This is a genomic window from Halosegnis rubeus, assembly GCF_009184545.1.
In the GTDB taxonomy this organism is placed as follows: domain Archaea; phylum Halobacteriota; class Halobacteria; order Halobacteriales; family Haloarculaceae; genus Halosegnis; species Halosegnis rubeus.
On sequence record NZ_QJOW01000001.1, the window covers coordinates 372,319 to 397,223 of the forward strand.

A 24,905-nucleotide genomic window follows, 5' to 3' on the forward strand; every position below is an offset into this window, starting at 1 on the left:
AGTTCGGGGTTACTCGACGTCGACGTCGTCTTCGGCCACGTCGACCGAGGTGTCTTCCTCCTCTGCGACCTCGTCCGGGCGTGCTTCGAGCGTGAGCTTCTGAATCTCGACGCGGCGAAGCGGGTAGATGGTCTTGGCCTCCGCATAGATGGCCGAGGAGAGTCGCCCCTCGACGATGCTGTCGATAACCTCGTTGAACGTGTGTTCCTGTGCCGTTTCGCGGACGATGTCGGTCATCGTGCGGCGGATGGCACGCTCCTGGCTGTGGTCCGCCTTCTTGGTAGTGAAGGCGACGGGCTGGATCTGGATGCGGTAGTCGTCGCTCGTGAGAATCGTCTCGAACGACTCGATCTTCGAGGAGCCGTGACGGACGAGCGAGCGCAGGTAATCCCGCGTAAGCTCGTGTTCGACGAACTCCGTGTAGACGGCGTCCGAGCCGACGTCGGTGATGCGGAACGTCAGCTTCGTGTTGTTCTCGCTGGCGTTGTCCTGCAGTTCGCCGAGGGTCGTCTCGATGGTTCGGTTGTAGAGCTGTTCTGGTTCGTCTGCGGTGGTCTCACCGAGTTCCGCCCGGTCGAACTGCTCGGGGGCGATGACGGTGTACCACTTCTTTTCCTGACTCTGCTTGGATACGCTTCGGTCACTCATTGTTGGATATTGTGTCTGTAATCGTCTGGTCTGCTACTATCAGATTCCGCACGTAGTCGTCCGCCGACGTGCGAAGGCCGCCGGTCGTCTCGCGAGCGATAGTCGTCTCGACTACCTCGCCGTCGACCGTCGTCTCCATCTCGGTGGTGTTGTCCGGGTCCAGCGCCGCGGCCACCGCGGCCGCACGCTCGTGTGTCGTCCGGATTGTCGCGCGTTTCATACTGCGCGACGCACCTCCGTCTCGGCGGTGGCGGCGTCGATTCCCTCGATGTAGCCGGTCGTCGTCCGTCCCGTCGCGGTCGCCTCCACCTGCTCGCCCACGCGCCGTGCGTGCTCGCCTGCGTGCTCACCCGACAGCGCCGCCCGCTCGCCATCGACGGCGAGCGCGAGCGACTCCGGTGATTGAAACGCCTGTGCGAGTCTGGCGACGGTCCCCAGCGGGGCCGTGCCCTCGACGCGAACCACGAACAGGCCACTGTGGCGGGCGGTCTCGCCGGCTCGCAGGCCGGTGTGAGCCGCCGTCGCGTGGTCGCGCCAGGTGGCGAGCGCCTCGTCGGCGTGGCTCGGTTCCTCGTCGGTGCGCGCGGCGTCGATAGCCAGCGCCACGCCGAGTCCGGGCCGGCGTCGAGCGCAGGCGTCGAGCACGTCGGCGTAGCCGCCCACCGTTGTGAACGGGCCACCGACGTGTGGACGCAGGACGCGTTCGACACGCTCTGCGGCGTGGGCGGGTGCGTCCTCGATTGCGCGGAGCGCGACCGCCGAGGCGATTCGCCGGTGGGTCTCCGAGTCGAGCGTCTCGGCGTCGAGACTACCGACCAGTGCCGCCGCGGTGTCACGTGCGGCCGAGAAGTCGGCGTGGACGAGCGTCGAGTGGACGAGCCCATCGACGAGCGTCTCCGTGTCGCCGTCGACCGGCACCGCGAGACCGGGCCTGCGGTCGAGCTTTGCCGTCGCCGGCTCGTACAGCGGCGTGTTCTCGCCGGGCGTGTAGCCGGCCGCGACGGCTCCTGCGAGCGCGAGGATGGCGTCGGCGTCGGTCCCGATGTCGCCCGCGGCAGTGTAGGCCGTCGCCGACAGCGGCTCGTCGGTGAGCGTGATGTCGGCGTCGGCGTCGGCTCCCAGACACACAGTGAGGTCACCCTCCGTGACCGTGATGTCCGGAACCGTCCTGACAGAGGCGTGAAACGGGGTGTCGGTCGCGCGGAGCGCAGCCGCCAGCTGACCGAGCGCCGCGAGGGCGTCGCCGTCGGCGGTCGCCTGCAGCCGAACGAAGTCGGCGTCGCGACAGGCGGCCGCGAGGCTCTCGGCCGGGGCGGACTGTGCTGGACGACCGGATGCTGTCATCTATTCGATGATTTCGACGGCGGCTTCATACGAGTACGTGAACTCCTCGTCGATTTCGTCGCCGCGGTAGTAGTCGATGAGGCGTCGGATCTTCGACTCCGTGTTCTGGAGCGCGCGCTTGTTCTGGTAGTCGGTCTGGTTCTCGTCCATGTGGTCGCGCAGCCGGACCGCACGCGCCAGCAGATTCCGGAGGTCCTCGGGGACCTCGGGAGCGGCGTCGTGCTCGTCGAGAATCTCGCCGACCTTCTTGCCGGTGACGAGCTTCACGTCCGGGACGGGAACGCCCTGGACACCCTCGTCGCGCAGCTTCATGCCAATCTGGGAGGGGTCGTCGCCCTGCTGGGCGAGTTCGACGACACGCTCCTCGACGGCGTCTGCGTCTACGTCACTCCACTCCGGGTTCTCGTCTGCCGTGGGCTTGTCCGAGCCGGATGAGCCACGACGGCGGGTATGCATTCGTGCCATAGATTGATTGAACGAACACGAGCCGCTACAGCGAGGTCTACTCGCACGTCCGCAATCCCAAGCCACACAATCGGTGGCAGGTCGGATTTGCGGCTGTGCCGTTCCTACTACGTATTCTCCCGCTCGCGTACTTATGGGTTGTCACTCCCGTCTCTCCGGTTCGATGGGTTTATACTCGAAAGCGGGATACGGTGGAGTGCACGCGGGCTTGTAGATCAGTGGTAGATCGTTCCCTTGGCAGGGGAAAGGCCCAGGGTTCAAATCCCTGCAAGTCCACTTCCTTCGCTCCGTCTTCGTCCGCGTAGCCGTAGCTTCCTCACTCGAACGTCGCCACGATAGCGTCACCGAGCACGGATACCGCCCGGTCGATATCGGACTCGTCGATACACAGCGGCGGCGAGATGATGTTCTGGATGTCCGGCCGACCGCCACCGAACAGGACCCCGTGTTCGCGGGCGTACTCGCGGGTCTCGGTGACGGGGTTGTCTCCCTCCTCGACCAGCGGGTCGACGAACGGCTTGCCGGTGTCGGGATCACGAAACTCGACGCCCCAGTGGAAGCCGCGCCCGTGTACGTCGGCGACGACGTCGTACTTCGATTCGAGGCCACGGAGCTGGTCTTCGAGCACGGGAGCCAGCTCTCGGACGTTGTCGAGGAGTCCGTTCTCGTACTCGTCCATCGCAGCGAGTCCCGCCGCACAGCCGAGCGGGTGGCCGGCGAACGTCTGCCCGACGGCAATGCCCTCCTCGCGGAAGTGGTCGCCCAGCGCGCCGGTGGCCACGACGCCGGCCAGCGGGACGTACGCGCTCGTGATGCCCTTTGCGAAGGTAATCATGTCCGGGCGGACGCCCTCGGTGCCGATGCCGAACCAGTCGCCACACCGCCCGAACCCCGTGATGACTTCGTCGGCCACGAGCAGGATGTCGTACTCGTCACAGAGCTCGCGGACGCGCTCGAAGTAGCCCGGCGGGGCCGGGTACGCACCGCTTGTCCCACCGATTGGCTCGGTAAGGAGCGCAGCGATGCTGTCTGGTCCCTCGTTCCGGATGACCCACTCCAGATGGTCGGCCGCCTGTTCGGCCAACGCCTCCGGAGAGTCGGCGTCGAAGCAGTCGGCGAGCGGTGGCATGAACCGGGCCGTCCCGGAAGTCGCGGCGTACCGTTCGACGGTCGCCCGCGTCGAGGGGTCGCCCGTGAGACTCGCCGCGCCGTAGGTGCCGCCGTGGTACGAGCGCCACCGGGTGAGCACCTTCGGGGCGTCCTGATACGAGCGCGCGAGCTGCATCGCCGCCTCATTCGCCTCGCTGCCGGAGACGGAAAAGAAGACGCTGGCGTCATCGACTGGTGCGACCGAGGCGAGTCGCCCGGCCAACTCCGAGCGCGCGTCGTTGTGTTTCGAGGAGGAGACGTACGCTATGCGGTCGAGCTGGTCGCGGATGGCGGCGTTGATTCGCTCGTTGCCGTGGCCGGCGTTCACGCAGTAGAGCTGGGAGATGAAGTCGAGATACTCCTCGCCGTCTGCCGTCTCGATGTACGCGCCGTCGCCGCCGGTCACGTCCAACGTCTCGGCGTCCGGCGAGTGCCAGTGTGGTATCGTTCGGTCCTTGGGGCCGGGCGAGACGGGGGTTCGGTTCGGTTGGGACATGTACACGAGCTATGCAGTCTCGTGTGATAAGTGCTGGCACGGGACGTATTCGTCGGTCGGTGGAGCGGTCTACGCTACTCCCCGTTGCTCGATGAACGCGCGAATCTCGCCGACGGCGGCGTCGAACTTGTCACGGACGACGGTGTGGCCCGCACCGTCGACGTGGACGAGACTGCCGTCCAGCGGCTCGGCACGGCGGCGCTCCGTCTGACGCACGCTGTCGTCCGCGTCTGCCTTCAGGACGAGCGTCGGACAGTCGATATCGGAAAACGCCTCCGAGGTGACGGGGTAGCCGGCGCGTGCGAGGTGTTCGATGCGCGGGTCACACTCCCCCTGTGCGACCGCACAGCGGCGGGCCTGTTCGCCCTCGCCGTCAAGCGCGCCACTCCGTTCAGCGAGCGACTGTCCGCGCCACTCGTAGACGCGCTCGCGGACAAACCGCCGTCGCTCGTCGGCGGCCATCGGCGGCTCCGAGTCAGCAAAGCGCGCAGGGTCCTCCAGTACGAGCGCGTCGAGGTCGGTCCCGGTCGCGAGCCACGCGGCGGTCGCGGCTCCCATCGAGTGGCCGTAGACGGCCGGAGAGTCGAGTCCGAGCGCGGCGATGACACCGCGCATGTCGGCGACGCGGTCGGTCATCCCATAGCCCGTCGCGGGGGCGTCGGTGTGGCCGTGCCCGCGGGCGTCGTACGCGTGAACAGTGAACTGCTCGGCGAGTGCGTCGACGACAGGTCGCCGACAGCGGGCGCTCTCGTAGAAGCCGTGAGCGAAAAGCAGCGGCAGGCCGGTGCCCGTCCGGTAGGTGCGGACGGTGATACCGTTCGCCCGGACGGTGTCGGTGGTCCAGCCGTCGGGGAGTCGGAGCGGACGGCGCACCCTCAGAGGGTGTACTCGTCTTCCGGGTCGGTGTCGGCGGCGGGGTCGTGTTGGTCGTCGGTCGCCTGTGTGAACAGGTCTTCGCCCGGTTCGCGACCGGTGTCTTCGTCCACGTCGAAGGCCGTCAGCCCGAGGGTGAGCAGTTCCTCGATTGCCTCGTCGCGGTTGATGAACTCGCCTTGATTGACGAATCGGTCGATTTCCGAGTCGATGCGGTCGGGGAGGTCGATACGGACTTCGGACATATCTCTACTCGGTGTGTCGACCTTTTGAATCTACCGCGAGGACTCTACTCGTCGCGTTCGTTGCCGCGCTCCCAGACGCTCTCGACGCTGTCTCCATTCGGTGCTGTGTGGCTGATCTCCTTCAGGCTCTTCCGTTCCTGGTCGTTCATCGTGTTACACTGTGACCCGCCGTATCTACTTGAACGTTCGTACAATTCTGGTATTACTATTTATACCATTCTAAGAATATAAGGTCACTCGAGAAATCGCTCGATGCGGTCCATGGCCGTGCGAAGGTCGTCCATCGAGGACGCGTACGACATCCGGAGGTGGCCCTCCCCGCCGGTGCCGAAGGCGTCGCCCGGCACGACGGCGACCTGCTCTTCTTGCAGGAGCGTCTCGGCGAACTCGCCGGCGTCGGGCCACGGCGACTCGGGGAAGACGTAGAACGCGCCCGTCGCCTCGAAGCAGTCGATGCCCATCTCGTCGAGGCGGGCGAGCACGAAGTTGCGCCGGCGGTCGTACTGCGTGCACATCTCCTCCACGTCGGAGCCGCAGTTGTCGAGCGCCTCGATGGCCGCGTGCTGGGCGGTCGTCGGAGCCGACAGCATCGAGTACTGGTGGATGCGGTTGATAGAGTCGATGACGTGTGGCGGCGCGAGCGCGTAGCCGAGCCGCAGCCCCGTCATCGCGTACGCCTTCGAGAAGCCGTTGAAGACGACGGTCCGCTCGCGCATCCCCGGCAGGGTCGCGATGGAGGTGTGGTCCCCCTCGTAGGTGAGCGCGGCGTATATCTCGTCAGCCATGACGGCGATGTCGTGCTCGCGACAGAACGCCGCCACCTCTCGGAGCTCGTCTTCCGTCATGGTCGCGCCGGTCGGGTTGTTCGGATAACAGTAGATTAAGAGTTCGGCGTCCTGTGCGCCCGCGGCCTCCAGCCGCTCGCGCGTGAGGACGAACTCGTCTTCGGCACGGGTCTCCACCGGGAGCGGTTCGCCGCCGGCAAACCGGACGCCCGGCTCGTAGGAGACGTACGCCGGCTGTGCGATGGCGACGCTATCGCCCGGATTCACGAGCGCACGGAAGGTGGCGTCGATTGCCTCACTCGCCCCCGCCGTGACGATAATCTCCTCGCCGGGGTCGTACTCGAGGCCGTACCGGGTGACGTGGTCGGCGATGCGCTCGCGGAGTTCGACCATCCCCTTGTTGGCGGTGTACGAGGTCTGCCCGCGCTGGAGCGAGTCGATAGCGGCCTCGCGCGCCCGGTACGGCGTCGCGAAGTCCGGCTCGCCGACGCCCAGCGAGACGACGTCGTCCATCTCGGCGGCCACCTCGAAGAAGCGACGAATCCCCGACTCGGGAACCGACGCGACCCGGTCTGACGGTTGGAGGGGTGTCTCGCTCATGGGGAGTAGCTGATGCGCTCATCACCCTCCTCGGCGTCGAACCGGTGGTTCGACTCCTTGTACGTCTCCATCACGTAGTGGGTAACCGTCTGTGTGATCTCGGGTAGCGGGGCGACTTTTTCCGAGACGAACCGCGACACCTCGCCCATGGAGTCGGCCTCGACGTCGAGCGCGAAGTCGTAGTCGCCGGACATGAGCCGGAGCGAGGCGACCTCGGGAAAGCCCGCGAGCCGCTTGGCGATGTCGCCGTAGGAGGTCTCGCGGTCGAGGGTGACGTTACACTCCACGTGTGCGCGTACCGGCTCGTCGTCGAGCTTCGCCGGGTCGACGACGGCCGTGTAGCCGGCGACGACGCCGTCGGCTTCCAGCGCGGCAATCGTCTCCTCGACGACGGACTCATCGAGACCAGTCATCCGCGCGAGGTCGGCGGTCGTGTAGCGGGCGTTCTCCCGCAAGAGATCGAGTACTGCGGCACGCTCGTCCATACGCCGACGCGGACCAGCGTCCGGTTAACCCTTGCGTCGCCGACAGGCGTTACCCCGCGTCTTTCCACATCCCCGCTGTTGGGCTTATGTCAATAAATACCATACAGTGTTATATTATCTCACGATATTCTTATTATGGTCCCCCGTATCCCAGCAGGTATGCACACGCATGCGCTGGAGACCGCGGTGACGCTCTACGAGAGTGACACGTACACGCTGTCAATGGCTGCACAACAGGCCGGCGTCGAGGAGTCCCGGCTCGTGGACTGTCTCGCCCGCCGTGGCATCGACACCACCGGCGCTGTCCCCGAGGACGTCAAGGCCGCCGGCCGCGCAGCCGCAGACTGACGCCGCTGACGCTCCGGCCCCTCCGCCGCCAGCTCCCGCTCGCCGGTCCAGCCCTCTCTGTCGAAAAACACCGCCGTCTGTGCCGCTCAGTTCTCGCCGAAGAAGTCCGTCTCGACCGTCTGGTCCTGGCTGAACGAGTCGAGCCGGACGCGCTTCGACCCGAAGGCCGTCTCCACGGTGACGTACACGTCCGTCGTCAGGGTGGAGGTCTCGCCGTTCCGTACGTGGGTCGGCCACCACTCGGCCATCTTCGCGTTGTCCAACTCCATCGTCGGGTCGATGGTCGTCGTGCCGACCGTTCCGACGAGATACTCCTCTGGATTGCCGTTCTCGTCGCGCACCACCTTCTCGTCTGCCAACACCACGTCGTTCAACCGGACGGTGTAGGTCACGTCCGTGATGGTAATCGGCTGTGACTGCTCGTTGCGAATCTCGGCTTCCGCCTGCAGGGGGGCGACGGCTTCCGTCGCCGTTCCCCACTGCGCGCTCGTCCGCTCGATGGTCGCGACGGTCTGGCCCTGCTGTTCGATGGTCCGCGGCTCGCTGCTCTCGAAGCTCGACAGCAGGTCCGTCCCGATCGTGCGCTCCTCTTCCGGTTCTGGCGCGTCGATTCGGGTCACGCCGATGTCTGCGGTCGTGTTCGCCCGCGTGACGACCGTCGACTGCTCGCCGCGGTTGAGATGGCGCGCCCACCACGCGGGCACGCTGTCGTGGCGGAATTCGCTCGTCATCGTGAACGTGTTGTTGCCCGGCTCCAGTCCGTCGAACGTCGCCTGTCCGCTGGCCGCGTCGATACCGTTGATGCTCGTCCGTTCGCCGACGTTCAGCGCGACGATATCCCCGACTGCGCCGTCGTTCGGGTTCGAGACGAGGAGTTCGGTCTCGATGTCGGTCGTCGCGTCCGTCACGTCACCCCACTCGCTCGACCGGTCGACGAGTTCCGGCCGGTCGAAGCTCGTCTCCTCGCCCGCGCCCGGAATCGTCGACACCTCGGTGGTGCCGGCACCCAGCAGGTCGGTCTGGAGTCGAGCGTTGCGCTCGAAGATGGTCAGCGGGACGCGCTCTAGTTCGCCGTCACGTTCGACGAGCCCGTAGACGCGGACCGAGAGGTCGGTCGTCTGGTTCGCGCGGATGTGGCTTTGCCACCACTCGGCCATCTTCGGCGTGTCTATAGCCGGATTCGCCGTGAACGTCCCCGACTCGCCGGGAACGAGACTGAAGGAGTCTTCCGTCGTCCCCTCGCCGACGGTGACGCCGTTCATCTCGACGGTGTACGCCGTCCCGTCGAGTTGGATGGGGTAGTCGTGGATGTTCTCGATGTCCGTCTGGACCTGCAGCGGGGTCGACTCGGCGGTTGCTTCACCCCAACTCGCGCGCTGGTTCGAGACGCGAAGCAAGGTGTCGTTGCCGACGCCGACCTCACGCGACTCGTCGCTCGTCACCGACGAGAGCAGGTCCGTCGTGAGCTGTTGTTCGGTCGCCGACAGCTCCACACTTTGTGGAATGGCCGGCAGCGAGACACGCGGCTCCGTCACCTGCGTCGTCGTCTCGCCGTTGTTGATGTGGGTGACCCACCACTCGGGAATCTTGTCGTTCCGGAGCGGCACGTTGACGGAGAGTGTACTCTCTCCCGTGGGTAAGCCCACCCCGCCCTGCGAGCCTTCGGCGACGGTCACGTCGTTCATCCGGACGGTGAATCCCAGCGTCGCGGCTCCGGGAATCGACCGGTCGTTCGGGTTCTGTATCGTAATGTCGTTGCGAATCGTCGTGGTCTCGTTCGTTACGTCACCGAACGAGGAGTCGACCGATTCGACGGTCGGGCTCTCGAAGTTCTGGGCGAACTGAAAGACGTACACTCCCAGCCCGGCCGCCACCACGAGCAGGGCGACGCCTCCCACGAGAAGCACTTTCCGGCGATTTACCATGCGCGTGCTACGCCGGCATCGATGGTAAAGCCGCCGGCCACACCAGCAGTTTTGCCCGCGCCGCTACAACGGGCGGGTATGGTTCAGACCGACTCCGACTCGCAGCTACAGCGTGGTGACCTCGCTTCCGACTTCCGGCTCGTCGACACCGAGGGCGCACACTACACGCCCGACTCGTTCGGCGACAACGACGCCATGCTCGTCGTCTTCACCTGTAACCACTGCCCGTACGCGAAGGCGAAGTTCGCTCCGCTCAACGCGATTGCCGAGGAGTACGACGACTGTGCCGTCGTCGGTATCAATCCGAACGACGCCGACGAGTATCCCGACGACTCCTACGAGCGGATGTGTGAACTCGTCGACGACGGGAGTATCGACTACGACGCCTACCTCCGTGACGACGACGGGACCGTCGCTGACGCGTACGGAGCCGTCTGTACCCCCGACCCGTTCCTGTTCCGACGAGACGACGAGGAGTGGCGACTCGCCTACCACGGCCGGCTTGACGACGCACTCAATCCCGACGACGAGCCGTCGGGCGAGCCGGGGTTCGAGATGCGACGAGCCATCGACGCAGCGCTTTCGGGCGAGGATGTGCGGCTCGAGGATAACCCCTCGCGGGGCTGTTCGATAAAGTGGCCGTCGGCGTAGCTACTTCAGCGACGCGTCGGCCGGTAGTTCGTTCGTCCGTGCGGCAAGCAGTATCGCCCCGGCGAGCAGTGTGACCGAGAGCACGCCGATACCGGTAATCAGCGGGCTGTTCATGGTTCCACCGACCGCGGCGAGTGTCGCACCGGCCGCGGAGACACCGAACAGGGGGGCGAGCGTCGTCACTACTGGTACTGTCGCGTTGTTGTACGTAAATAATACGTCTCGAACACGCCGTGTGAGCGGCTATCATGGTCGGAGCCGTTCGAGGAACGTCTGGAACTCGTCGTCGCCCTCGGCGATGCGTTCCCAGTCGAGTAGCCCGCGTTCCTCCCGCGTCCCCGCCACGGTGTTGTCGAGGACGAACGCGATTGCACCGCCGACGGCCATCTGGACGCCCCCGACGATGTAGACGGTCCGGGCGACGACTTCCGTCCCGAGCACGGAGCCGAGCACGGGGACCGACGCGAATCCCGACTGGAGCGCCGCGTATCCGGACAATCCGCCCATGTACTGTGGGACCGCCATCCCGGCGAAGATGGCCATCCCGATGATGAAGAGGTTGCGCGAGGAGTCCAAATCGACGTACTTCAGATTCGAGAGACCGACCGCGACGATTTGGCCGAACATGGCGATGTAAAGCCCCCCGACGATGGGGTCGGGAATCGTCGCCACCAACTGGCCGAAGTAGCCCACGAAGCCGGCCACGAGCATCAACACTGCGCCGATCTGGACGACGTACCGGGAGGCAACGCCCGTCAGCCCGATCGCGCCCACGTTCTCGGAGTAGGAGGTCGACCCGCCGGTCCCCATCAGCCCCGAGAAGATGTTGGCCAGTCCCTCCATCCCGATGCCGTGATTGATTCGCTTGGCCGAGGGCGCACCGACGCCCGACATCCGGGCGACGGCGTGGTAATCGGCGAACGACTCGATGATCGACGCGAGCACCCCGGCGAACATGCCGATGGCGAAGGAGACGCCGAACTCGGGAACGCCCCACTGGAGCGGGTAGACGACGTGGACGGGGTCTGCGCTCGCGGTGAGACCGAGATCGATGTACCCGGGGTCACCCGAGGGGATGACGCCGGTCACGGAGCCGACCGCGGCCACGACCCACGCGCCGACGATACCGAGTAGAATCGGGAACAGCCCGAAGACGCGCGACTCCTTGTCGAGATACTGGGAGAACAACACGATAAGCCCCAGCGTCAAAACGAGGAGATACCAGTTGTTCGCCGCCGCCGTCACCTGCGGGGCGTCGAACAGCGAGAGACCGATGAGGGTGACGACCGGCGTGACGACGACCGGGGAGAGATACTCCCGGAGTCGGCCGACGAGTCCGAGATAGCCGATGAACACCTCGGCGACCCCTGCGGCGACAATCGCTCCTTGCAAGAACAGGAGCTTGGTCTCCCAGCCGACGCCGGAGACGAAGGCGTTCGAGGAGACGATGGCGAGTCCCGGCCCGAGCATCGAGAACGGTGCACCCTGCACGATGGGGTACCGGTTTCCGATGGTCGTCTGTGCCAGCGTCGCGATGCCGGAGACGACGAAGAAGGTCCCGATGAACTTCGCGCGAAACTGCTGTGGCATCCCCATCGCGTTCGCGAGCAGGAGGGGAACAGCGATGTTGGCCCCGATCATCGTCAGGTAGTGTTGTGCGCCCAACAGCAGCGCCCTGTCGAGTGGCGGCTTGTCGTCGATACCGTACTCGACGAGCGCGTCGCGGTCGTCCGTCTCGTCACCGGTGGTGCCCATCTCGTCCGGGGTGTGCCAGACGGCGGTGTTAAAATTCCCGGTCGACCCCAGAGCGGTAGCCGGAACGTATTTGCGCGTGGTTGCGCTGGTTCGGGTATGAACTGGGTCGATACGATCACTGACTGGCAGACCAGCCGTGTCGACGACGGCTACGCCGGCCTCCACGACCTCGCCGACGCCGGTTTCTCCGGTGGTGTCTCGACGGGCGACTCGTGGCTCCTCTTCGTCAACGGCACCGCCGTCTCCGTCACCGACCACGGCGACGGTAGCCCGACGCCGGCCGATATCGAGCGCTTCGACGACGCGGCGCTCACGGCCTACGAGTCTCCCCATCCCTCGCTCCCGCTGTTGGCTGCGATGCAGTTCGGAGACACCGAGGAGCGAGGGACGTACTACACGGAAGAGACTCCCCTCTCGGAGGTGGAGAACACACTCGAAGACGGCGGTTTCATCGGCTACGTCGAACTCTCGGAGAACGTGCTCTCGGGCGACTACTACACCGTGTACCAGGCCGGTCGGTCGATGCACGCCGCCTTCGTCGGCAGCAGCGAGTCGCTGCGCACCGACGACGACGCCCGCGAGGCTGCCCACGGCGAGGTCGGTCTCTACGAGGTCGTCGCCGCATCCATCGACGTGGTCGAGATTCCCGATGCGGAGCCAGGACCGGAGCCGACGACGGCCGGGACGCCTTCCTCCGACAAGAGGGACGACGTCGAGTCGGTCGGAGAGAACTTTACCGAATCAGAGCCGTCGCCCGACCGTTCAGACGACTCTCCGATGGAGGCGTCTGTCACGGGCGACACCAGGACCGAAGTGTACACCGACCCGGATGCCGGCTCTGCCACCGCGGACGCAGACCACGACGCGACGTCGACCACTCCCGATCCAAGCGAGGCGAGTACGGACGACGACACCGAGCAGACGACCGGTGTCGAGGCGGACGCCGTCACCGAGCCGGAGCCTGCCGACCCGGTCGACCCGGCCGACGAATCGCCGACGGACGAATCACCGACGGACGAGACGCCCGGAGAGGAGACGCCCCCGACGAGCGCAACCTCCCGCGTCACCGAATCTGACGAGGAGCCGGGCGGTGACGACGCCGCGCCGCCGAGTGAGGACGTGGAGGTTCCGAACGCACCGTCGTCGTCTGTCTCGACAACGGAGCGCGGGTCACCGACAGAACGTGCGTCGGCGACCGAACAGCTGGCCGCCCGGTCGATTCCGTCCGTCGACCCCGAGCGAACCGGTGGCGGCTCCTCGACCCAGTCCCCCCGTAGTTCGCGTATGCCCCGACAGCGGACTCAGCGCGACCAGCCGCCCACACAGCAGCCGACGCGCCAACAGGAGCCGTCTCAGCCCGACTCCGAGGAGCTCGATGCCGTGCGTGCGGAGTTGGAGACCGTCCAGGAGTCACTGGAGACAGTAGAGACCGAGCGCGACGAGGCGCACGCACAACTTGAGACGGCTCGCGAGGAGCTGGAGACGGCAGAGACGGCCCGCGAGGAACTCGAAGCCGAGCGCGACGACCTCAAGCGAGAGGTCGAGTCGCTCCGCACGCGAGTCGAGGAGCTCGAATCACAACTCGGCGACGTGGCGACCGACGGGGCATCGCTGTCAGCCCCCGAAGCGTTCGACGGGACGAACCTCTTCGTCCGCTACGAGTCGAAGGGGAAGACGACCGTCGAAACCGCTCACGACGGCGACGGCTCGCCCGCGGAACTCGCGGAGAACCTCCGAATCGTCCACCACACGCAGTTCGAGACCGAGGGAGCAACGGTCGAAGGCGAGCCGTTCGGGCAGTGGCTCTACGGCACCCAACAGTACCGGTTTGCCGAGTGGCTCGTCGGCCAGCTCGTCTTCGAGATTCGGGAAACCGACGCGACGAGCGAGCTCTCGGAGCTGTACGACGCGCTCCCGGGTATCGACCGAATCGAACTCTCGGGGTCGGTCGCCGTTCCGGAGGGAGACGAGGAGATGGATATCGGCTTCGATATCGTCTGTCGCGACCGGATGGGCGACCCGCTGTTCGTCGCGGACCTCGACGCCTCCCGGCAACCGGTCTCCGACGGACAGATGGCGTCGCTCGTGCAGGATTCCGGGCTGGTGTGTGAATCGGAATCGACGTTCGCGGGCGCATTCTTCGTCTCGGCGGCCTTCTTCGAGCCGGGTGCACTGGAGACGGCACGCGACGCGACGAGCGGGAGTCTGCTCAGTCGCGACTCGCGGCTCAGCTACGTGAAGCAGTCGCGAAAACGCGGCTACCACCTCGCGCTCGTCGAATCACGCGACGACGGGTTCCATCTCTCGGTACCGGACCTCTAGGATTCGATTTCCGGCGTGTCGTCGATCTTCATTCCTTCGAGCTTGTCGACGATTTCGTCGACCTTGCCGTCGAGGTCGTCGACGAACTCGTAGGTGGTCTCGGTGGTAATCGCGCCCTGGCTCGACGGCTCGATGAGGTTCTCCTCTTCGAGCACGCGCAGGGAGTATCGAACCTTGTGGTGTGGGTAGCCGGTCTCGTTCGACATCTTCACGATGCCGATGGGCTCGTTCTCGATGACCATCTTGAGCACCTGCAAATGGCGCTCCAACATATCGACTTCCTTCTCAAGTCGGTCTATCATGGCATTTGTTAACTTGTGTTTACGGCTTTTAAACATTACCCTACCAACCGCAACCGACTCGACACGACTTCTTTGCCCGTCGTGGTTATATCGCTTGTGAATCTGTGGCGTGCCAACGGTCACGGGGCGTACCGAAACCGGTTTAGTCGGCGATTCAGAGTTGTGACCGTAATGACTGTCACAATCGTCGGCGCTCAGCTCGGCGACGAAGGGAAAGGCGGCATCGTGGACGTGTACGGCGATGCGGCCGATATCGTCGTCCGGTACCAGGGCGGCGACAACGCTGGTCACACGGTCGTCCACGAGGGCGACGAGTACAAGCTCTCGCTCGTCCCCTCCGGCGCGGTCCGCGGCAAGGTCGGCATCCTCGGGAACGGCTGTGTCGTCAACCCCGAGACGTTGTTCAATGAACTGTCCGGCCTGCGCGAGCGCGGGCTCGACCCCGACGTGCGCGTCGCCCGCCGCGCCCACGTCATCATGCCGTACCACCGCGCCCTCGACGGTATCGAGGAGAAGGCGAAGAGCGAGAGCGACGACGAAATTGGCACGACGGGCCGCGGTATCGGCCCGACCTACGAGGACAAAGCCGGCCGCCGCGGCATCCGCGTCGGCGACCTGCTCGCGCCCGACGTGCTCCGTGACCGCCTCGAACGCGTCGTCCCCGAAAAGCGCGCCATCGTCGAGGACGTGTTCGGCGTCCCCGTCGAGGACCTCGACAACCCCGACGCGCTCGACGTGGACGCGATGTACGACCACGCCCGAACGTACGGCGAGCGGTTGGCCGGCCAGACGGTCAACGCCGGCCAGTTCATCGCCGACGCCCGCAGCGAGGGCAAGCGGGTGATGTTCGAGGGGGCACAAGGCACCATCATCGACATCGACCACGGGAACTACCCGTTCGTCACCTCCTCGAACCCCACCGCGGGCGGTGCGGCCGTCGGCTCCGGTACCAGTCCCGGCGTCGTCGGACAGGGTGAGGTGCTCGGCATCATAAAGGGGTATCTGACTCGCGTCGGCTCCGGCCCGATGCCGACTGAACTCGGCGGCGTCGAGGGGGACACCCCCGGCTACGGCGAGCAGGGCAGCGGCGAGAACGAGGAGATTGCGACCTACATCCGCGAGGAGGGTGGCGAGTACGGCACCGTCACCGGCCGGCCGCGCCGCGTCGCGTGGCTCGATATGCCGATGCTTCGCCACTCCGCCCGCGTCAATGGCTTCACCGGGCTCGCAATCAATCACATCGACGTGCTCGCCGGGCTTGACGAGGTGAAGGTCGGCCACAGCTACACCCTCGACGGCGAGGAGACGATGACGATGCCCGCCACGACCGAGGAGTGGAGTCGGTGTGAGGCGAACCTCCGTAGCTTCGACGGCTGGGCGGCGTTCGACTCCGCCGCCGTCGCCGAAGACGGATACGAGGCGATCCCTGACAACGCCCGCGCGTATCTCGAGTACGTGAGCGAGGAACTCGACACGCCGATCTACTGCGTCGGCGTCGGTCCCGGTCGCGAGGAGACGGTCGTCGCCGAGGACGTCTGGTAACCCGGCACGCTTTTTGTGTCGACACCACTCGGTTCACGTATGCAAGAGTCCCTGCTGGACATCGTCTGCTGCCCGCTGGATAAGTCCGAACTCGACCTGGAGGCGATTCGCCGCGACGACGACGAGGTGTTGGAAGGACGACTCGTCTGTACCGAGTGCAGCGAGGAGTATCCCATCGAGGACGGCATTCCGAACCTCCTGCCGCCGGACATGCGCGAGGCCTGAGCGGCGAGACACTTTTGTAACGAGCGCGTCATTCCGCGACCGTGACCGACCGACTCGTCGTTCAGATCAACCGAACTGGCGTCCACTCGCTCGACGTGCCCGAGACGTTCGAGACGGACGGCTCCTTCGTCGTCGTGCTCCGCAACCACGGCGAGTCGACACACGCACATCTCCACCTCGGCGACCAGCTTTCGGGAGTCGGTCGACTCGACGCCACGAACCACTATCTCGACGGCGGAACAACGAGACAGGTGAGCGTCGACATCGACGCGGAGCCGGGAACCAGACACCGCGGTCGGCTCAAAGTCGTCGTCGGCCACGGCGCAGAAACCCGGTTCGTCTCCGTCGTCGTCGACGCCGCGGACAACACGGTCCGTGTCGACCCGGACCTCTCGACGCCCTCGCGGTCCCAACCGGACACCGTCTTCGGCGGGCTCGACCCGCTCGCCGTCGGCGCAGTCGCGTCCGGAACGCTGTGTCTCCTCCTGCTCCTCGCTGCGCTCGCCGCCCCGTCGGCAAACGTCGTCTTCGCGGTCTTCGCGGTTCTCGCGGGACTACTCGGGGCCGGGCTGTTCGCTATTCGCTAGACTCGGTCGCTGTTCCGCTCAGGTTCCCGTCTTCGTCGAACCGCTTCGCCCGGAGATACCGCGCCCGGTAGCGGTTGGCCGGGTCCGAGGTGTCCGCCTCGCGAATCTCGTCGGCCCGCCCGTCGGCGACGGCGTCGATGATCTCCTCGACCTGCTCCTTCTCGCTCGGCGTGAGTGTGAACTCGTAGGCCTGTTCCTGCTCGCCCTCTAGGCGGGTCCACTTCCGCGCGGCCGCGATGACGAGCGAACACGGCTCACGACACGGGAACTCGCCGTCGCCGCCCGGCACGTCGAGGTCGGTTTCCTCGTCGTACTGCCACTCGCGGCGCTTGACACACTGGGAGTCGTCACAACACGCCTCCGCGACCCAGTTGACGTGCTCGTGGCTGTCGCCGCGGTTCCACGTCTGGACGACGCCGTATATTCCGCTCTGGCGGCCGATAGTCGGCTCCCAGTGGTCGATGTCGAGTTCGCCCTGTCGCTCGAGATACCAGTTCGCGACCGTCGCGGGGTAGATGTACTCGACGGTCTCGACGCACTCGCGGCCGGTCTGGTCGGCAAAGACCCAGCCGTGGGGCAGCGACGGCGCGGTCTTCAGCGGGCGGTAACGGCCGTCGTCGTCGTAGGTGACGAGCGAGCGGGCGTCCAGCGGCTCGTCGTGTGGCTCGAGACCGTCCTCTCCGACGTCGTCTGAGTGGCGAATCTCGTAGCGGCGCGCTCCGTCGTCGAGTCGCACCTCGATTCGGAGTTCGCCCCACGAACGGCTCATCCCCGCTCGTAGCGACTCGTAACGCTCGGGGACGGTGGTCTCGTCGGCGGCTTCGAGCCAACGCAGGAAGGCGTCGTCGGCGTCGGCGCGGTCCTCGTTCCAGTAGGCCCAGTTCGTGACGTACGGCTCGTGGTCGGCGGCGAGCGTCTCGAATTCGTCCTCGCTCAGGCCCGACTCCTCGATGTCGGCGTCGGGAATCGAGAACTGGTAGTTGTCGTCGTACTCGGCGTGAAGCCCGTCACACGCGACCGGTTCCTCTCGGACGGCACTGGACAGCCGTGCGACTGCTGGCGCGGTCATAGGTGTCGTTGTACCGGGGCGGTCAAGAATCCTCTCTAGTCGGCACCCGCGCGGGTCTGCTCTCTGACCTCCTCCACCGCGGTTCCGACAGCCGCGCCGGCGTCGCGAGCACGTTCGAGGAGTACGTCCGCCATCAGCGGCTCCGTCCCGACTGCACCGGCATACCAGATGTTCACGCCGTCGACCTCGGTCGGAGTGTCCCACCCCGTCCGGTAGTCGTCGGTCAGTCCCATGTCCTCGGGGATGTCCTCTTGCGTGTGATAGCCGTCGGCGATAAAGAGGGGGACCACGACCACGTCGTCGGTGTCGAAGTGGTCGCTCACGTCGTCCACCTCCGGCTCTTCGTCCATGTAGAGGTCGTGTACCTCGTCGAACCGGCCCGACTCGCGGATGCGGTCGGCGTGATACCGGATCGCCTTCGCAGAGTTCTCGTTGCGCTCGGTGCCGTGGCCGACGACGGCGAGTCCGAACCCCTCACCCACCTCGTCGTCACCGGTGACCGACTCCGCGCGACGAACGATAACGTCGGTCATGGCGTCGTGCGTGCCGGCCGGCCCGCAGTAGTGAACGGTCTTGTCTACGTCAGTGGCGCGCAGTGTCGTGGAGGAGGCGCTCGTCCCGTCGGAGTCCCACTGGTCTACGTCGAACTCCGCTAATCTGAGCTCGCGGGGAATCACCTGCTCGGTGAAGTACCCCTCGGAGATGAACAGCGGGACGACGTACACCTCCTCGGAGTTGAGGGTGCGAAGCACCTCGCGGAACGACGGCTCCTCCTTCCAGAAGGCGGTCGCGACCTCGTCGAAGACGCCCGTCTCTCTGACGGTATCCGCGTGGCGATACGTCGGTGTCGATGAGTCGGGATTCAGATGCGACCCGTGTGCAACAACGACGAGAGCCTGCATACTTATCCTACGGGCGGCACGCGCTTCAGCGTGTCGCCGCGGCGTGCCGATACGTTTTATTTGCCCTTGCGAGAACAGCATCGCATGACGCTCGCCAGCGAGACGCGCGCCGCGGTTCGGCGCGAACCGTTCCTCCATGCTGCACTAGCCGCCGGAGTCGTCAACTACACCGCCGCCGCCCGGTATCTCGACATCGGCGACGAGGACGAGGAAACCGTCGCCGCCGCGCTCCGCCGGTACGCCGCCGACCTCTCTCCGCCTGCTCCCCCCGAACGCTCGCCGCCTCGCGTCGATATGCAGAGCGGACTCGGACCGGTGGATGTGGCCGACGCGCTCCTCACCGTCGGCGACGTCGCGTTCGGACCCGTCGACGGGTCGCTCACCGCGATCACGATCTCCGGTGACGTGTCGGCGACCGACCTCGGGCCGGTGCTCGCGCGACTCGGCGTCGAGCGGATCGACGTTGAGGCGACCGGCGGCAGCGACGGGCACCTCGTCTGTCTCATCGACGAGTCCGACGGCGTCGATGCGTTGCGGGCCATCGAGGAGACGCTCGACATCTGACCCGAAGCGACGCACTCAAACCGCTACCCCCGGTAGCCGCCGGTATGACGCTGCGCGTGCTGAACACGCTCTCCGGTGAGCTAGAACCGTTCGAGCCAGCCGACCCCGACGACGTGCTTCTCTACTACTGTGGGCTGACCGTCTCGGACTTCGCTCACCTCGGGCACGCGCGGACGTGGGTCCACGTCGACGTGGTCCACCGGTGGCTCGACCACGCGGGATACGACGTGCGCCACGTCGAGAACATCACCGACGTGAACGAGAAGATCGTCGCCAGAGTCGGCGAGGGTGACCTCGGCGACAGCGAGCGCGCCGTCGCGACGACGTTCACCGACCAGCTGCTCGCGGACATGCGCGCGCTCAACCTCAAGCGCGCCGAGGTGTACCCCCGCGTCACCGAGCACGTCACGGAAATCATCGACCTCGTGGAGACGCTCATCGAGGCGGGCTACGCCTACGAGACCGACGGCTCCGTCTACTTCGACGTGCACAGCTTCGAGGACTACGGCAAGCTCTCGAATCAGACGCTCGACGCCGTCGAGCCACAGGAGGACGGCGACCGGAGCGAGAAGCGCAATCCGGCCGACTTCGCGCTCTGGAAGGCCGGCGGCGTCGATACGGATGCCGTCACCGACCACCGCCACCCCGACCGCGAGTACGACGTGACCACCCCTGACGGCGAAACGTGGGACTCACCGTGGGGTGAGGGCCGTCCCGGCTGGCACATCGAGTGCTCGGCGATGAGCATGACCCACCTCGACAGCTCCATCGACATCCACATGGGCGGTCGCGACCTCGTCTTCCCACACCACGAAAACGAGATCGCCCAGTCAGAAGCGGCGACGGGCGAACAGTTCGCCCGCTACTGGCTCCACGCCGACCTGTTCCAGATGGGCGACGAGAAGATGTCCTCCTCGCTGGGGAACTTCGTTCCGGTCAAGGATGCGGTCCCGCAGTTCGGGGTCAATCCCCTCCGCGTGTTCTTCCTCTCCGCGTCGTACAACTCAACGCAGACGTACTCGGAGGCGGCCATCCACGAGGCGGAAGAGCGCTGGGAGCGACTCCACAGCGCCTACCGACGGGCGAGCGAGGCCGCCGACTCGGCGGCCGCTCACACCACTGTCACTGACGAGGACTTCCACGCGGCCGTCGACGACGCCGACGAGTCGTTCACCGCAGCGATGAACGAGGACTTCAACACTCGAGAGGCACTGACTGCGCTCTCTTCCCTGGCGTCAGCCGTCAACACTCACCTCGACGGCTACGACGAGTACGATTACCGCGGGCTGCGTCGAGCCATCGAGACGTTCGAGACGTTCGGTGAGGACGTGTTCGGTCTCGACTTCACCGGGACGAGCGAGGGGACGGCGACGCTCGCAGACGAACTCGTCTCGCTGGTGCTCGACGTGCGGGAAGACGAGCGGAGCGCCGGCAACTACGAGCGCGCCGACCAGCTCCGCGATGAACTCGGCGCGCTCGGCATCGAGATTCAGGACACCGACGACGGAACGGAGTACCGGCTGTAGCTCCCCGTATTTATACCCTCTTCGCGAGTATGCATCCCCCGATGGATACACGACGCATTATCGCAGTTGTCGCGGTGGCCGCACTCGTCACGATGAGTGGCTGTGGCTTCCTGCTGGGCAACGAGGCGCTGGAGTTCAACGCCAGCCCCGTCGCCGTGGACGACACCGCACAGAGCGACACCGGGTACGAGGAGACGCGCCGCAGTTCCCAAGCGGTCGAACGCTCTTTCCAGGTCGCGGGACAGACCCGAAACGTCTCGGTGACGAACTACCTCGCGGAGTACGGTCGCACGGCTGAGACGCTGTTTTCCGACCAGCAGGTCGCCCGCGTGACTGTGCTCTCTTCGCCGAAAGTGCAGGTGCTCGGCGAGTCGTTCAACCCGTTGGGCGACCTCAGCGACCGACAGCTCGCACAGCGATTCCAGGAGCAGTACGGCTCGCTCGACGACCTCCAGTTCCAGTCCAACCGGACGGCGAGCATCCTCGGCAGCGAGCGAACCGTCTCGAAGTTCACCGCACAGGCACAGATGAACGGCGGCACGTCCGTGGACGTGAACGTCCACATCTCGAAGTTCGAGGACGGTGACGACTTCATCGTCGCCGTCGCGGTCCACCCACAGCAGATCGACGAGGAGTCGAACGTCGACACGATGTTCGGGGGTATCGTCCACCCGGCAGCGGAGCCGTCCGAGTAGCGTTCTCCGTTTTCACATCCCGAGCGTCAGCGGTCCGGTGAGCACGCCCATCAGGTGAACGCGGCGCGCACCGTACCGCGGCGGCACGAGACCGAGCAGCGTTGCGACGAGGAAGACACCGACGCCGACGAGCCCCGTCAGCAGTGCCGTCAACACGACCAAACCCGCGAGCGTCGCGACCGACAGCCGGGCGTAGTCGAGCCGGCCGACGACGGTGAGATACCGGTCACCGAGCACCGGGACGGCGAGCGCGCCGACGCCGGCCGCGATGGCGACGGCCGGCAGCCACAGTCCGAGCGACACCGGCGCGTTCAGCGAATCGGCGGCGACGAGCACGCCCGTTCGGGGCGAGCCGAGGGCGACGAGTGCAAATAGAGCGAAAATCGTATTCGCCGTGTTGACGGCCGAGACGGCGATGACGAAGCCTCGCGCACCGAGTCGCGCTGGTACGCCAAGTAGGGCAACGGTCGCCGCAACCGCCGAGGAGACACCCGGCACGTAGCCGACGGCCGCTCCCGCGAGCGTCCCGACGCCGGCGACGGCTCCCGTCACCCGGGGTGCGACCGCGAGCGTGGCGTCCCCCTGCTCGGGAACGCCGTCGCCGGCAAGTGCATCGAGGAGGACAGGAGAGCCGAACAGCCCGGTGAACAGCGGCATCAGGATACTTCCACTCGCGAGCGGTGCCTGCGGCTGGATATCGAGCGTCACCGCGCCGAGTGCGGTGGCCGCACAGAAACAGCCAACCCCGGCGACAGCGGCCTGATAGCTCGACTCGGTCACGACGAGCAGTGTTGCGGTCGCGAGCAGCAATACGCCGAGGTGTCGCTCGATAATCGGGTACGCAGCGACCATCACGCGCGTCACCGGAACCGCGAGCGGGACGGCGAACACGATAGCCAGCCCCGAGCCGAGTGCCGACAGGCGGAGCGTCTCGTGGCCGCGACCCTGTATCACGAGCCGATGGCCGGGGAGCGCACCGACGGCCATCGCCGGGTCCGGCACTCCGAGAGCCAGCGTCGGGACCACGTCCAGAAAAGTGTGGACGACGCCGGCCGCGAGCATCGCACAGACGACGTACCGCGGCGGTCCCGGAAGCGACGGCGCGACCCCGGCGAGGACGAGTGCCATCGTGTTCGCGTGGAGACCGGGAACCAGCCCTGAGACCGTGCCGAGCGCGATTCCGGCGAGCGTGAAGCCGAGTGCTGTGGCCGTGACCGTCGGACTCCACGCGAACGCGTCGGTGAGCACAGCGAGGGTGGCCGCGGCTTCCTACTTGAGCGTCGCCACTCGCCGGCTGAAAACAAAGGGAAGTGAATCGGAATCCTAGCCGAAGAGTTCGCCGAGACCCTCACCGCCGTCGTCGCCGTCGTCCTCGTCTTCCTCTTCTTCCTCGGCCTCGGTCTCCTCGGTCTCCTCCTCGGAGTCGTCCTCGGTCTCGTCGCCGCCGGCGCTACCGCCGGATGCGCCGCCAGCCGGGACGGCAGCCGCTTCTTCGACTGCCTCCTCGATGTCGACGTCCTCGAGGGCCGCGACGAGTGCCTTCACTCGCGACTCCTCGACGTCTGCGCCGGCCGATTCGAGCACGGCCGTCAGGTTGTCTTCGTTGAGCTCTTCGCCAGTCTCGTGCAGGATGAGTGCTGCGTAAACGTATTCCATGGATTAATCACCCGAACATCGCGCCGAGGCCCTCGCCGCCGTCGGAATCGTCGTCGTCGTCATCCTCGGCGTCGTCGGCGTCGGCATCCGCGTCCGCGTCTTGGTCACCACTCTGTTCGTCCGCGTCGTCCGTCTCCGTCTCGTCCGTCTCCTCGGGAACCTCGATGTCACGAAGCTCCTCGGGTAAGGCCTCCTCGTCGTCGATGGCGACGGCCAGCGCACGAAGCTGTGCGTCGGCCTTCGCGACGAGATCGTCCGCGAGGTCCGGCGACTCGATAGCCGCGTGGATACCCAGCGCCTTCGCCTCGCCGCTCGCCTTGCCCAGCATGATGCCGGCGGTCTGGTCCGTCGGGTAGACGGCGTTGACCGAGAGATTGCGTGCACCAGCGACGGCGGACTCGATGTCCGCGCGGTACTCGTCCACGTCGATCTCCAGCTCCTCGGGCGAGAACACGACGCCGTCCGAGTAGACGCCGCGCAGGTCGAGACCGACCTCCTTCGGCTCGATGCCGAGCTCGGTCAACACGTTCGCCAGAACCTGGCTGACTTCCTCTCCGGCTTCGAGGACGGTGGAGTCCTCGGTCACCTGGATGGAGCCATCCATGATTCGGGCGGCCGCGCCGGCCTGCTGGAGATCGCCCACGAACGGACCGGGGTCGACCCCGGTGTCACCCTCGGGGATGACGATGTCGTTCGGCGCGACTTCGCCTGCGCCAATCGGCGCGGGCGTCTTCGACGCCTCCAGCGTCTTGAACAGGCCGAACGGGTTGTCGTTCGTCCCGATGATGCCGACCTGTCCGTGGATGTGCTCGGAGAGCACGTCGAGGTCAGCCTCCGCCAGCGCACGCTCTAAGAGCGTGTTCCGGGAGACACGCAGCTCCGCGGAGCCGTGAAGCTCGCGGCGCATGTCCTGTAGCTGGCGGGACGGAATCCCGGCGATGTTGACGATGCCGACGGACTCGTAGGAGTCGAGCATCTCGACGATGTCGTCGACCTCCTCGCGCTTCCAGTCCGGAATTGTCTTGGTCTTTCGCTCGGCGCTCATGTTACGTTGGCACCTCCGATGCCGGTCCCATCGTCGTCTTCACGTAGACGCCGTCGATGTTCTGGGGGCCCTTCTCGAGGTCTGCCTCCAGTCGACGGATGATGACGTCGATGTTGTCGACGATATCGTCGATGTCCATGTTCTCTGCGCCCACGCGCGTGTGGAAGGTCCGCCGGTCGCCACTCCGCACCTGAACGGTGTTTTTCATCCGTTCGATGGTTTCGACGACGTCGTCGTCCGGCTGGAGTGGGGTCGGCATCTTCCCGCGTGGACCGAGAACGGTCCCGAGATATCGACCGATGTCTTGCATCATGTTCGCCTCGGCGATGAAGAAGTCCGTCTCATCGGCGAGGTCTTTCGCGTCGTCGTCGTCGCCACCGAGCTCTTCGAGGGCGTCCCCGTCGAGCACGTCGTCAGCGACGTCTTCCGCGCGGAGGGCTGTTTCACCCTCTGCGAACACAACGATACGAGTCTCCTGTCCCGTGCCCCGTGGGAGAACGATCGATTCGTCCACACGGTTGTTAGGGTCGTTTAGGTCTAGGTCGCGCAGATTGATAGCGAGGTCGACCGTTTCGCGGAAGTTCCGCTCAGGTGCCTCCTCAAGTGCGCGAGAGACTGCGTCTTGTATTGATTCTGCCATCTTTCACCTCCGTAGTCGTAGCCGTTCGGCTACTACGGTGTGAAACAGGCGGTGCCTGTCT

General features: G+C 65.9%; 28 protein-coding genes and 1 tRNA gene. 10 read left to right on the forward strand and 19 right to left on the reverse strand.

The genetic code is table 11. The features are described 5' to 3' along the window. Positions 1–9: 9 nt before the first annotated feature. From DMP03_RS01935 to DMP03_RS01950, 4 genes are read right to left on the reverse strand one after another with little or no spacing between them, the layout of a single operon-like run. Positions 10–648, reverse strand: a complete 639-nt coding sequence (locus DMP03_RS01935) for a 30S ribosomal protein S3ae (protein ID WP_152119045.1) — start codon at positions 646–648, stop codon at positions 10–12. Beyond that, positions 641–868, reverse strand: a complete 228-nt coding sequence (locus DMP03_RS01940; RefSeq protein WP_152119046.1) for a KEOPS complex subunit Pcc1 — start codon at positions 866–868, stop codon at positions 641–643. The genes DMP03_RS01935 and DMP03_RS01940 overlap by 8 nt, the downstream gene beginning before the upstream one ends. Further along, the gene (locus DMP03_RS01945; protein WP_152119047.1) at positions 865–1,992 is read right to left on the reverse strand and encodes a hypothetical protein; all 1,128 of its coding nucleotides are present in this window, start codon (positions 1,990–1,992) and stop codon (positions 865–867) included. The genes DMP03_RS01940 and DMP03_RS01945 overlap by 4 nt, the downstream gene beginning before the upstream one ends. Next, entirely contained in the window at positions 1,993–2,457 is a 465-nt protein-coding gene (locus DMP03_RS01950) for a 30S ribosomal protein S15 (protein ID WP_152119048.1), read from the reverse strand. It lies immediately after the preceding gene. A 204-nt stretch (positions 2,458–2,661) separates the two neighbouring features. Between DMP03_RS01950 and DMP03_RS01955 the strand changes: the two genes are divergently transcribed. Next, a tRNA-Ala gene (locus DMP03_RS01955) sits at positions 2,662–2,733 on the forward strand. Positions 2,734–2,773: 40 nt separating this feature from the next. On the opposite strand, the gene DMP03_RS01960 is transcribed toward DMP03_RS01955, so the two are convergent. The 5 genes from DMP03_RS01960 to DMP03_RS01980 all read right to left on the reverse strand — a co-directional run bounded on the left by DMP03_RS01960 (position 2,774) and on the right by DMP03_RS01980 (position 7,090). After that, complete coding sequence (locus DMP03_RS01960) at positions 2,774–4,102, reverse strand: aminotransferase family protein (protein WP_152119049.1); 1,329 nt, start codon at positions 4,100–4,102, stop codon at positions 2,774–2,776. A gap of 69 nt (positions 4,103–4,171) precedes the next feature. Continuing rightward, positions 4,172–4,975, reverse strand: a complete 804-nt coding sequence (locus DMP03_RS01965) for an alpha/beta fold hydrolase (protein WP_152119050.1) — start codon at positions 4,973–4,975, stop codon at positions 4,172–4,174. 2 nt (positions 4,976–4,977) lie between these two features. Further along, positions 4,978–5,220: a DUF7120 family protein gene (locus DMP03_RS01970; protein ID WP_152119051.1), complete on the reverse strand. Its 243-nt coding sequence runs from the start codon at positions 5,218–5,220 to the stop codon at positions 4,978–4,980. Positions 5,221–5,453: 233 nt separating this feature from the next. Further along, complete coding sequence (locus tag DMP03_RS01975) at positions 5,454–6,605, reverse strand: pyridoxal phosphate-dependent aminotransferase (RefSeq protein ID WP_152119052.1); 1,152 nt, start codon at positions 6,603–6,605, stop codon at positions 5,454–5,456. After that, complete coding sequence (locus DMP03_RS01980) at positions 6,602–7,090, reverse strand: Lrp/AsnC family transcriptional regulator (protein WP_152119053.1); 489 nt, start codon at positions 7,088–7,090, stop codon at positions 6,602–6,604. The genes DMP03_RS01975 and DMP03_RS01980 overlap by 4 nt, the downstream gene beginning before the upstream one ends. Before the next feature lie 159 nt (positions 7,091–7,249). Between DMP03_RS01980 and DMP03_RS01985 the strand changes: the two genes are divergently transcribed. Next, complete coding sequence (locus DMP03_RS01985) at positions 7,250–7,438, forward strand: hypothetical protein (RefSeq protein ID WP_152119054.1); 189 nt, start codon at positions 7,250–7,252, stop codon at positions 7,436–7,438. 86 nt (positions 7,439–7,524) lie between these two features. Here the strand turns inward: DMP03_RS01985 and DMP03_RS01990 are convergent, their stop codons facing one another. Then, positions 7,525–9,363 carry an LEA type 2 family protein gene (locus DMP03_RS01990; protein WP_152119055.1) on the reverse strand — a complete coding sequence of 613 codons (1,839 nt, stop codon included), beginning with the start codon at positions 9,361–9,363 and terminating at the stop codon, positions 7,525–7,527. Positions 9,364–9,441: 78 nt separating this feature from the next. Here DMP03_RS01990 and DMP03_RS01995 point away from each other — a divergent pair, with 78 nt between their 5' ends. Beyond that, a complete protein-coding gene (locus tag DMP03_RS01995; protein ID WP_152119056.1) occupies positions 9,442–10,014 on the forward strand; it encodes a thioredoxin family protein in 573 nt (190 codons plus the stop codon). Here DMP03_RS01995 and DMP03_RS02000 read toward each other — a convergent pair whose 3' ends face one another. Both DMP03_RS02000 and DMP03_RS02005 read right to left on the reverse strand, forming a co-directional pair. Next, the gene (locus DMP03_RS02000) at positions 10,015–10,197 is read right to left on the reverse strand and encodes a hypothetical protein (RefSeq protein WP_152119057.1); all 183 of its coding nucleotides are present in this window, start codon (positions 10,195–10,197) and stop codon (positions 10,015–10,017) included. It abuts the gene before it with no gap. A gap of 63 nt (positions 10,198–10,260) precedes the next feature. Then, positions 10,261–11,769 carry a uracil-xanthine permease family protein gene (locus DMP03_RS02005; RefSeq protein WP_152119058.1) on the reverse strand — a complete coding sequence of 503 codons (1,509 nt, stop codon included), beginning with the start codon at positions 11,767–11,769 and terminating at the stop codon, positions 10,261–10,263. Positions 11,770–11,865: 96 nt separating this feature from the next. Here DMP03_RS02005 and DMP03_RS02010 point away from each other — a divergent pair, with 96 nt between their 5' ends. After that, the gene (locus tag DMP03_RS02010) at positions 11,866–14,091 is read left to right on the forward strand and encodes a DUF7527 domain-containing protein (RefSeq protein WP_152119059.1); all 2,226 of its coding nucleotides are present in this window, start codon (positions 11,866–11,868) and stop codon (positions 14,089–14,091) included. On the opposite strand, the gene DMP03_RS02015 is transcribed toward DMP03_RS02010, so the two are convergent. Continuing rightward, the gene (locus DMP03_RS02015) at positions 14,088–14,393 is read right to left on the reverse strand and encodes a hypothetical protein (protein ID WP_075936976.1); all 306 of its coding nucleotides are present in this window, start codon (positions 14,391–14,393) and stop codon (positions 14,088–14,090) included. The genes DMP03_RS02010 and DMP03_RS02015 overlap by 4 nt on opposite strands. Before the next feature lie 171 nt (positions 14,394–14,564). On the opposite strand from DMP03_RS02015, the gene DMP03_RS02020 reads away from it, so the two are divergent. Genes DMP03_RS02020 through DMP03_RS02030 form a run of 3 tightly spaced genes read left to right on the forward strand, consistent with a single transcriptional unit; the run spans position 14,565 to position 16,747 of the window. Then, complete coding sequence (locus DMP03_RS02020) at positions 14,565–15,935, forward strand: adenylosuccinate synthase (RefSeq protein WP_152119060.1); 1,371 nt, start codon at positions 14,565–14,567, stop codon at positions 15,933–15,935. A 39-nt stretch (positions 15,936–15,974) separates the two neighbouring features. Continuing rightward, entirely contained in the window at positions 15,975–16,160 is a 186-nt protein-coding gene (locus tag DMP03_RS02025; RefSeq protein WP_152119061.1) for a methytransferase partner Trm112, read from the forward strand. Positions 16,161–16,201: 41 nt separating this feature from the next. After that, positions 16,202–16,747 carry a DUF7524 family protein gene (locus DMP03_RS02030; RefSeq protein WP_152119062.1) on the forward strand — a complete coding sequence of 182 codons (546 nt, stop codon included), beginning with the start codon at positions 16,202–16,204 and terminating at the stop codon, positions 16,745–16,747. Here the strand turns inward: DMP03_RS02030 and DMP03_RS02035 are convergent. Then, the gene (locus DMP03_RS02035) at positions 16,737–17,816 is read right to left on the reverse strand and encodes a DR2241 family protein (protein ID WP_152119063.1); all 1,080 of its coding nucleotides are present in this window, start codon (positions 17,814–17,816) and stop codon (positions 16,737–16,739) included. The genes DMP03_RS02030 and DMP03_RS02035 overlap by 11 nt on opposite strands. Positions 17,817–17,851: 35 nt before the next feature. Next, positions 17,852–18,718, reverse strand: a complete 867-nt coding sequence (locus DMP03_RS02040; protein ID WP_152119064.1) for a CbiX/SirB N-terminal domain-containing protein — start codon at positions 18,716–18,718, stop codon at positions 17,852–17,854. Between the two features lie 84 nt (positions 18,719–18,802). On the opposite strand from DMP03_RS02040, the gene DMP03_RS02045 reads away from it, so the two are divergent. The 3 genes from DMP03_RS02045 to DMP03_RS02055 are packed head-to-tail and all read left to right on the forward strand — an operon-like array spanning position 18,803 to position 21,503. After that, positions 18,803–19,282, forward strand: a complete 480-nt coding sequence (locus DMP03_RS02045; protein ID WP_152119065.1) for a DUF7523 family protein — start codon at positions 18,803–18,805, stop codon at positions 19,280–19,282. Between the two features lie 44 nt (positions 19,283–19,326). Further along, entirely contained in the window at positions 19,327–20,808 is a 1,482-nt protein-coding gene (cysS, locus tag DMP03_RS02050) for a cysteine--tRNA ligase (RefSeq protein ID WP_152119066.1), read from the forward strand. A 41-nt stretch (positions 20,809–20,849) separates the two neighbouring features. Continuing rightward, a complete protein-coding gene (locus DMP03_RS02055) occupies positions 20,850–21,503 on the forward strand; it encodes a DUF6517 family protein (protein ID WP_152119067.1) in 654 nt (217 codons plus the stop codon). A 12-nt stretch (positions 21,504–21,515) separates the two neighbouring features. Here the strand turns inward: DMP03_RS02055 and DMP03_RS02060 are convergent, their stop codons facing one another. The 4 genes from DMP03_RS02060 to DMP03_RS02075 form a co-directional block, all read right to left on the reverse strand. After that, entirely contained in the window at positions 21,516–22,751 is a 1,236-nt protein-coding gene (locus DMP03_RS02060) for a tripartite tricarboxylate transporter permease (protein ID WP_152119068.1), read from the reverse strand. A 75-nt stretch (positions 22,752–22,826) separates the two neighbouring features. Further along, positions 22,827–23,159, reverse strand: a complete 333-nt coding sequence (gene rpl12p, locus DMP03_RS02065; RefSeq protein WP_152119069.1) for a 50S ribosomal protein P1 — start codon at positions 23,157–23,159, stop codon at positions 22,827–22,829. 7 nt (positions 23,160–23,166) lie between these two features. Then, a complete protein-coding gene (locus DMP03_RS02070; protein WP_152119070.1) occupies positions 23,167–24,204 on the reverse strand; it encodes a 50S ribosomal protein L10 in 1,038 nt (345 codons plus the stop codon). Position 24,205: 1 nt separating this feature from the next. Continuing rightward, positions 24,206–24,844: a 50S ribosomal protein L1 gene (locus DMP03_RS02075; protein ID WP_152119071.1), complete on the reverse strand. Its 639-nt coding sequence runs from the start codon at positions 24,842–24,844 to the stop codon at positions 24,206–24,208. Positions 24,845–24,905 lie beyond the last annotated feature (61 nt).

Bases quoted from the DNA above. Each gene is read 5' to 3' on its own strand.
- DMP03_RS01980 (WP_152119053.1), bottom strand. From the start codon at position 7,090: ATGGACGAGCGTGCCGCAGTACTCGATCTCTTGCGGGAGAACGCCCGC.
- DMP03_RS01945 (WP_152119047.1), bottom strand. From the start codon at position 1,992: ATGACAGCATCCGGTCGTCCAGCACAGTCCGCCCCGGCCGAGAGCCTC.
- DMP03_RS02005 (WP_152119058.1), bottom strand. From the start codon at position 11,769: ATGGGCACCACCGGTGACGAGACGGACGACCGCGACGCGCTCGTCGAG.
- DMP03_RS01960 (WP_152119049.1), bottom strand. From the start codon at position 4,102: ATGTCCCAACCGAACCGAACCCCCGTCTCGCCCGGCCCCAAGGACCGA.
- DMP03_RS02070 (WP_152119070.1), bottom strand. From the start codon at position 24,204: ATGAGCGCCGAGCGAAAGACCAAGACAATTCCGGACTGGAAGCGCGAG.
- DMP03_RS02010 (WP_152119059.1), top strand. From the start codon at position 11,866: ATGAACTGGGTCGATACGATCACTGACTGGCAGACCAGCCGTGTCGAC.
- DMP03_RS02020 (WP_152119060.1), top strand. From the start codon at position 14,565: ATGACTGTCACAATCGTCGGCGCTCAGCTCGGCGACGAAGGGAAAGGC.
- DMP03_RS02075 (WP_152119071.1), bottom strand. From the start codon at position 24,844: ATGGCAGAATCAATACAAGACGCAGTCTCTCGCGCACTTGAGGAGGCA.
- DMP03_RS02040 (WP_152119064.1), bottom strand. From the start codon at position 18,718: ATGCAGGCTCTCGTCGTTGTTGCACACGGGTCGCATCTGAATCCCGAC.
- DMP03_RS01985 (WP_152119054.1), top strand. From the start codon at position 7,250: ATGCACACGCATGCGCTGGAGACCGCGGTGACGCTCTACGAGAGTGAC.
- DMP03_RS01940 (WP_152119046.1), bottom strand. From the start codon at position 868: ATGAAACGCGCGACAATCCGGACGACACACGAGCGTGCGGCCGCGGTG.
- cysS (WP_152119066.1), top strand. From the start codon at position 19,327: ATGACGCTGCGCGTGCTGAACACGCTCTCCGGTGAGCTAGAACCGTTC.
- DMP03_RS02015 (WP_075936976.1), bottom strand. From the start codon at position 14,393: ATGATAGACCGACTTGAGAAGGAAGTCGATATGTTGGAGCGCCATTTG.
- DMP03_RS02045 (WP_152119065.1), top strand. From the start codon at position 18,803: ATGACGCTCGCCAGCGAGACGCGCGCCGCGGTTCGGCGCGAACCGTTC.
- DMP03_RS01950 (WP_152119048.1), bottom strand. From the start codon at position 2,457: ATGGCACGAATGCATACCCGCCGTCGTGGCTCATCCGGCTCGGACAAG.
- rpl12p (WP_152119069.1), bottom strand. From the start codon at position 23,159: ATGGAATACGTTTACGCAGCACTCATCCTGCACGAGACTGGCGAAGAG.
- DMP03_RS02025 (WP_152119061.1), top strand. From the start codon at position 15,975: ATGCAAGAGTCCCTGCTGGACATCGTCTGCTGCCCGCTGGATAAGTCC.
- DMP03_RS01990 (WP_152119055.1), bottom strand. From the start codon at position 9,363: ATGGTAAATCGCCGGAAAGTGCTTCTCGTGGGAGGCGTCGCCCTGCTC.
- DMP03_RS01995 (WP_152119056.1), top strand. From the start codon at position 9,442: ATGGTTCAGACCGACTCCGACTCGCAGCTACAGCGTGGTGACCTCGCT.
- DMP03_RS01975 (WP_152119052.1), bottom strand. From the start codon at position 6,605: ATGAGCGAGACACCCCTCCAACCGTCAGACCGGGTCGCGTCGGTTCCC.
- DMP03_RS02055 (WP_152119067.1), top strand. From the start codon at position 20,850: ATGGATACACGACGCATTATCGCAGTTGTCGCGGTGGCCGCACTCGTC.
- DMP03_RS01935 (WP_152119045.1), bottom strand. From the start codon at position 648: ATGAGTGACCGAAGCGTATCCAAGCAGAGTCAGGAAAAGAAGTGGTAC.
- DMP03_RS01970 (WP_152119051.1), bottom strand. From the start codon at position 5,220: ATGTCCGAAGTCCGTATCGACCTCCCCGACCGCATCGACTCGGAAATC.
- DMP03_RS02035 (WP_152119063.1), bottom strand. From the start codon at position 17,816: ATGACCGCGCCAGCAGTCGCACGGCTGTCCAGTGCCGTCCGAGAGGAA.